Consider the following 6306-nt stretch of genomic DNA (forward strand, 5'->3'; position numbering starts at 1 on the left):
GACTGCGGCGAGTAGTACAGGTACGCCCAGCGGTTGGTGGCGAAGGCCGGGTCGAGCGCGATGCCGAGCAGCCCGCTCTCGTTGGCGGTGAAGACCGCTCCGCCTGTGATCCGGCTGCTTCGTCCTGTTGTCGCGACTGACGCGCGACTCTTCTCGCGATACCGCTCTCCAGGCGATTCCTCTCGACGCCACCATGTGAGCTCCGCGCATCACCATCGCTTTCGCTCACTTTCCGAAAGAGTAAATCGGCCATGTCTGAAATCACGCCAGAAAGCCCCTTCTCTGTACACCGAATTCGTCGTACGAGCACGGAATTCCCGGCTCCATGATGAGTTCTGAACCCACACCGCTCCAGGTGATCGCCGAGCATACGATCACGATCCCCGCCGGGGAGATCGTCCTGCGGGACGAGGGCAGCGAGACGAGCTGGAAGGTCGAGATCGGGGCCTTCCGGCTGGCGCCGTATCCCGTGACCCGCGAGCTGTATGACGCCGTCCGAGGGGAGGCGCCCGTGACCTCCGCGCGGGCGCCGGTGACCGAGGTGTCCTGGCTGGAGGCCGTCCGGTTCTGCAACCGGCTGTCGCGGGCGACGGGGCTCCTCCCCTGTTACTCGATGGGCGAGGACCCCGACGGGCTGGACGTGGTACGCGATCGGGAGGCCGGCGGCTTTCGCCTCCCGTCCGAGGCCGAGTGGGAGTACGCGTGCAGGGCCGGCACCTCCGGCGTCCGCTACGGAGAGCTGGACGAGATCGCCTGGCACCGCGGGAACTCCGGCGGCGAGGTTCACGACGTCGCGACCAGGGCGCCGAACGCCTGGGGCCTGTACGACATGATCGGCAACGTGTGGGAGTGGTGCTGGGATCTCTATGACCCCACGGTCTACGGCCCTTACCGCGTGTTCCGGGGCGGCGGGAGTCATGACCGCCCCCGGGGATGCCGGGCGTCGTGCCGCCGTAAGAGTCACCCGGCCTTCCGCATCGACGACCTCGGATTCCGGCTCGCCCGCTCGCTGTGAGCGTGAGCGCCCCCTCACTGAGGCCGGAGCGGGGAGGCGGCGCCGTCAGCGAGGGGCCCGTCGCAGGCGAAGGCAGAAGCAGCCGGCCTCGCGGTCGTACCAGGCGTCGCCGCCGTTCGCCCGCGCGAGGCTGCGGACGATCCACAGCCCGAGACCCGTCCCCTCCGTCTCCGGCTCGGCGCTCGGCCCACGGCTGAACCGCTCGAACAACCGGGGGATGAACGGCTCCGGCACACCTGCCCCGTGGTCGCACACGCGGATCTCGATCGAGACGGCGTCCCCCGAGACGGGCACCTCGACCGGCGGGCGCCCGTAGGCGAAGGCGTTGTCCAGATAGTTCTCCATCATCGCGGCGAACTCCTTGCGGTCGACCAGGGCCACCAGGTCGGGGCGGCACGACAGGCGCACGTCCCGGGCCCTTGTGTCCAGCTCGCCGAGCCGCTCCAGGAGGAATTCGAGCACCGGGACGCGTTCCAGCGCGGCGGACGCGCCCTGCGCGTCGATCGTGGACGCGGTGAGGAGCTTGCGGACGAGCACCTGCAGCCGGGCCGTGCGTTCGGCGATGCGGTCGATGATGTCGGCCCGCTGTTCCTCGGCAAGCGCGGCCAGGCGGTCGCGCAGCACGTCGACCAGCACGCTGATCGCGGCCAGCGGGTTGTGCAGCTCGTGGGCCGCGATGGCGACCACGACGTTCTGACGCTCCAGTGCCGCTTCGAGCTCCCTTTCGAGGTGGCGCTGGCGCGTGATGTCGCGGAGCGCCGCCACGTACAGGTTCTCACCTTCCAGGGTCGTGGCCGTGACCCGCATCTCGACCACCCGTCTTCCTCCGCCGGGCAGCATCAGGTCGATCTCGGCCGCCTCGCCCGCGACGATCGGGAAGCCGAACGGGGTTTCGATGAGCTCCCCCGCGTCGCGGGCGAAAAGGTCCGCGGCCGCCGGGTTGCACAGGCGGATGATGCCGCTCTCGTCGACCGCGACGATCCCGTCCGCCGACGCCGACACGATCGCGTCGGTGATGTCGTTGCTGGAGCCGGCATCAATGGTGCTCCGCGCCCGTACGTCGGCCGTGGAGTCCTTTTCGTGGTGAGGATTCCTCATCGTCCCTCACCCCTGCGTCCCTTCCTCGGACTCGACCGGCCCCCACATGCTCACCGGTGTGGGACGCGCCGTCAGGATGTGGGTGCTGCCGCGCAACCGCTCGCCGATGTGCATTCCGGTGCCGTCGACGGTGACCCGGCGGATGCTGTGGTCGTGGGTGGAGCCCCGTGCCCGGAGGACCGCGATGGCCCGCTGGATCTCGCCCTCGTGTTCCAGGTACTGGAGCAGGATCGAGACGTCGGCGAAGTCGGCGATCTCCATGACGATCGCCTGCGCGCCCGACGGTGTGAGCCGCCCGGTGGGTGTCGAGGTGAAGAGCGTCGTGATCTCCTTGCGGCGGACGATCGCTCCCAGCGCGAGGACGAAGTCCAGCAGCGACCTGGGAGAGACGACGCGTTCGAGCGCGGACAGCGTGTCGACGACAAGCCGCCCGGGGGCGAACTCGTCGATGGTCCGCCTGAGCTGGAGGAAGTGGTCCTCCAGCGACGCGACCTCCGGGTAGTCGGACATGATCCGGAGCAGGCCCGAGCCTTCCATGGCCCGCAGGTCCATGCCCCAGCCGGCGGCGTCGCGGAAGAGCTGCTCGCGGCTCTCGTCGAAGGTGCGGAGCACGCAGCGCTCCCCCGCCTCGACCCCGGAGGCCACGAACCGTAGGCCCGCCAGCGTCTTGCCCGTGCCGGTGGGCCCAGTGATCAGCACGGTCGCGTCCTGGTAGAAGCCGCCCCCGCACATCGTGTCCAGCTCGGCGCTGCCCGAGGAGACGCGGACCAGTGACGCGCCCGCCGGGGACAGGAGGAACGCCATGGGGACGACCACGATCCCCTCCTCCGGGGCGATGGTGAAGAGCCATTCCCCGGTGCGGTGCGCGGCACCGCGGAACTTGACGATCTCGACGGTCCGGCTGCGCCGCTCCTGCCGCAGGACGTTGCGAAGGATGATGACGTTGTCGAACACGAACTCCTCGACGCCGTAGCGGGTCACGCCGTCGTACTCCTCGGGCCGCTCGGCGGTGAGCACCGAGGTGACGCCCAGGGTCTCCAGGGCGAAGGCGATCTGGAAGAGCTCGTGGCGGATGGTACGGAAGTCGGAGAAGCGGGTGAAGATCGCGCCGAGCGAGTCGAGGGCGACACGGCGGGCCCCGGTCTGGCGGACGGCGTGCTTGATCCGCGACACCAGCCCGCCGAAGTCGTAGGACCCGACGGCCGGGGCGTCCTCGCCCGTCCCCGCCGACGCGTCGACGAAGGCCCATTTCCCCTGGCTCTCCCACTGCTCGATGGAGAACCCCAGCGAGGCCGAGTTGCGGCGGATGTGGGCAGAGGTCTCCTCGAAGGTGACGAACACCCCGGGCTGGTCGAAGAGCATGATCCCGTGCGCGAGGAACTCGACGGCGAAAAGCGTCTTGCCGCTACCGGTCGTGCCGCTCACGAGCGTGGACCTGCGCGCGGGAAGGCCGCCCAGGGCGACCTGGTCGAAGCCGTTGATCCCCGTGGGCATCCGCTCGATCGCGTCGCTCCCGGTCATCGTCCCCACCTTTCCGGCGAAACCTCGTCCGTGCCGGGGAAGCCGAGCGCGAAGGCGGCGCGGTCGTGATCGGACAGATCCCCGATCACCCGCCGCGGCGGGAGCGGCGCGAGCCTGTCCACGGTCGGAGTGGCCAGAACCCGGCCCTCCTCGGCCAGGCAGGGCCGTTCGGCGACGTCGACGATCTCGATCTCGTACGCGCCGGAGACGAAGGAGTCGCACAAGAACCGCAGGTTCACCTCTGCGGCTTTGGACCGTTCCGTATGTCCGGTCACGTAGAGCCTGAACGTGTAGGTGGTCACGCCGGCTCCCGTCCTTTCGGCGACAGCGTCCCGTCATGGACGCCAGGTCCGTTCCGGCCCCCGTTTTGTTCCTGACTGTTCCCCACGAGTAACGTCACAATCAGGAGCCAATGGCCGAAAAGTGCAGGTCGAGACAGCTATGACGCAGCGGACACCGTTCACGCCCGTACCGGAACCGGGACCTCCGATGATCCGCGTACTCGTGGTCGAGGATCAGCAGGCGCTCGCCGACGCGCTGGAGATCGCGATCGGCGCACAGCCGGACCTGGACTGCGTGGGAGCCGTGGGGACGGTCGAGGCCGCCATCCCGATGGCGGAGGCTCACCGCCCCGACGTCGTGCTCATGGACATCCACCTGCCCGGCGCCGACGGGATCGATGGAACCCGGCGCGTGAAGGCCCTTCGGCCCGACGCCCGCGTCCTCATCCTGACCGGGGACGCGACCCCCGATTTCCTCGCCGCCGCCTCCGGCGCGGGCGCGGCGGGGTTCCTCGCCAAGGACAGTTCGTTCCCCGACATCCTCGACGCGATCCGCTCCCCCATGGATGACAAGGTGATCGTCGAGGGCGAAACCCTCAAGGTGCTCTTCGCGGCCTTCCGGCCCGTCCCGGTCTCCGCCGGAGGGAACCGGCTTCCCGGCGGCGGTATCCGGCCGAGGCTCACCGTGCGCGAACTGGAGGTCCTGGGACTGATGGGCGAGGGGCTCGACCCCCGGGCGATCGCCGAACACCTGATCGTGAGCCCGCACACCGCCCGCGGCCACGTCAAGAACATCATGACGAAGCTGGGCGCCCACAGCCAGTTGGAGGCGGTCATCGTGGCCACGCGATCGGGGCTCCTCTCCGGCCCCCAAATTCCTGGCCAAAAACCCCGAAACAGCCCATATGGGGGTGTTCATCGGCCCACCTGAGGGTCGCGAACGTCGGTGAGGCCCATCTAGCGTCTTGAGCATGAGGAACGCCATTCCGCGTTCCGGCCCCAAACTCCCGCCTCGTCATCGCGGTCGCACGTCCACGCATCGCACCGGACACGGCCGACGGCTCGTGAGGGAGAGAGGACTCAGATGGACAGGTCGCGCTTGACCTACCTGTGGGAGTACATAGACGGGCTCGACCTTCCGCCGGATTTCGGCAGTGCGTGCCACGCGCCTCCCGAGCCCTCCAACGAGGATGAGATCGCCCAGGCCAAAAGGACGGCCTCCCGGGCGCTCGGCAAGCTGGACCGGGCGCTACAGCGGCAGCGGCAGTTCGCCTCCGACGCCTCACACGAGCTGCGCGGCCCCATCGCCGGGTTGCGGGCGCAACTGGAGGAGGCCCGGCTTCATCCCGGCGAAGACGATCTTCCGGAGGTGATCCGGCGTGCCCTGGCCGATATCGACCGTCTGGAGGCGATCGTCGGGGACCTGCTCCTGCTGTCCCGGTTCGAGGCGAAGGCGCGATCCGCGTGGGAGCGAGTGGACCTGGCGGCGCTGGTCCGGGCTGAGGTGACGCGGCGCGCGGATCCGATCGGGGTGCGGATGCGGCTCGACGAGGGCGTCTGCGTCGACGTCGTCCCGGTCCAGATCAGCCGGGTGCTCACCAACCTGCTGGACAACGCCCAGCGTCACGCCGAGCGGATTGTGCGAGTCGACGTCGTCCGCAGCGCGCGCACCGGGGACGTGATCGTCTCCGACGACGGCGAGGGGATCGCCGAGAGCGACCGGGAACGGATCTTCCAGCGGTTCACCCGCCTGGCGGCGGCCCGCGCCCGCGACCACAGCGGCACCGGGCTCGGCCTGGCGATCGCTCGTGAGATCGTCCAGGCCCACCACGGCGTGCTCGTCGCCGCCGGCTCACCTGACGGCGGTGCGTGCTTCGCGCTACGCCTTCCTCTCACCGACCCGGCCCCAGCGCCGTGAATGTGATCCCACCTCGGGAACCGCCCGTCACCCGCGGTCGAGCCTCGCGTGAGGGCGCGAGACCTCGGCTGCCCCTCACCGCCCAGGGCAGGTGGTCCGCCCTCACGCCAGAGCGGGGGTCCGGTCGACGTCCAGGACCGCCTTGCCGGCGACGCGACGGCCGAGCAGGGCCCCGGCGGCCTCGGTGACGCGGTCCCAGGGTCCCCGCCAGCCGACCTCCGGTGAGAGGCGGCCCGCCGCGAGGAACTCCAGCAGGGTGGCGAGGTCCGGCCCGACCTCGGTGACGTCGCCGAACGTGCTCATCGTCCTGGAGGGGCCGAGGGAGAACAGCGAGTGCGGCGCGAACACCGCCGGCTCGTCCGACGCCCAGCCGACGCACTGCACGTCCCCGCCGGGGGCCAGGAGCGCCCAGGCGGCGGCCAGCTGCCTCCCGCCCACGGTGTCCTGTATTTGGTGGACCGCCCGGTCGACGC

At 69.9% G+C, this 6306-nt stretch carries 7 protein-coding genes and 1 pseudogene; 3 read left to right on the forward strand and 5 right to left on the reverse strand.

What is annotated here, in order from left to right:
* A pseudogene (locus AB0B89_RS33965) lies at window positions 1-116 on the reverse strand (PQQ-dependent sugar dehydrogenase); the annotation flags it as partial.
* Window positions 117-325: 209 nt separating this feature from the next.
* Here AB0B89_RS33965 and AB0B89_RS33970 point away from each other — a divergent pair.
* The gene (locus AB0B89_RS33970; RefSeq protein ID WP_358561088.1) at window positions 326-1015 is read left to right on the forward strand and encodes a formylglycine-generating enzyme family protein; all 690 of its coding nucleotides are present in this window, start codon (window positions 326-328) and stop codon (window positions 1013-1015) included.
* A gap of 45 nt (window positions 1016-1060) precedes the next feature.
* Here AB0B89_RS33970 and AB0B89_RS33975 read toward each other — a convergent pair whose 3' ends face one another.
* From AB0B89_RS33975 to AB0B89_RS33985, 3 genes are read right to left on the reverse strand one after another with little or no spacing between them, the layout of a single operon-like run.
* Window positions 1061-2113: an ATP-binding protein gene (locus AB0B89_RS33975; RefSeq protein ID WP_358561091.1), complete on the reverse strand. Its 1053-nt coding sequence runs from the start codon at window positions 2111-2113 to the stop codon at window positions 1061-1063.
* 6 nt (window positions 2114-2119) lie between these two features.
* Window positions 2120-3634, reverse strand: coding sequence for a circadian clock protein KaiC (kaiC, locus tag AB0B89_RS33980; protein ID WP_358561094.1), 1515 nt, complete (start codon window positions 3632-3634; stop codon window positions 2120-2122).
* A complete protein-coding gene (locus AB0B89_RS33985; protein ID WP_358561097.1) occupies window positions 3631-3936 on the reverse strand; it encodes a circadian clock KaiB family protein in 306 nt (101 codons plus the stop codon). The genes kaiC and AB0B89_RS33985 overlap by 4 nt, the downstream gene beginning before the upstream one ends.
* Window positions 3937-4123: 187 nt before the next feature.
* Here AB0B89_RS33985 and AB0B89_RS33990 point away from each other — a divergent pair, with 187 nt between their 5' ends.
* A complete protein-coding gene (locus AB0B89_RS33990) occupies window positions 4124-4846 on the forward strand; it encodes a response regulator transcription factor (protein WP_358561100.1) in 723 nt (240 codons plus the stop codon).
* Between the two features lie 153 nt (window positions 4847-4999).
* The gene (locus AB0B89_RS33995) at window positions 5000-5833 is read left to right on the forward strand and encodes a HAMP domain-containing sensor histidine kinase (RefSeq protein ID WP_358561103.1); all 834 of its coding nucleotides are present in this window, start codon (window positions 5000-5002) and stop codon (window positions 5831-5833) included.
* 102 nt (window positions 5834-5935) lie between these two features.
* Here the strand turns inward: AB0B89_RS33995 and AB0B89_RS34000 are convergent.
* Window positions 5936-6306 (reverse strand): zinc-binding dehydrogenase (locus AB0B89_RS34000; protein ID WP_358561106.1); only part of this gene is annotated, 371 nt, incomplete at its 5' end.

This window comes from Sphaerisporangium sp. NPDC049002, from assembly GCF_040649355.1.
Lineage (GTDB): Bacteria > Actinomycetota > Actinomycetes > Streptosporangiales > Streptosporangiaceae > Sphaerisporangium.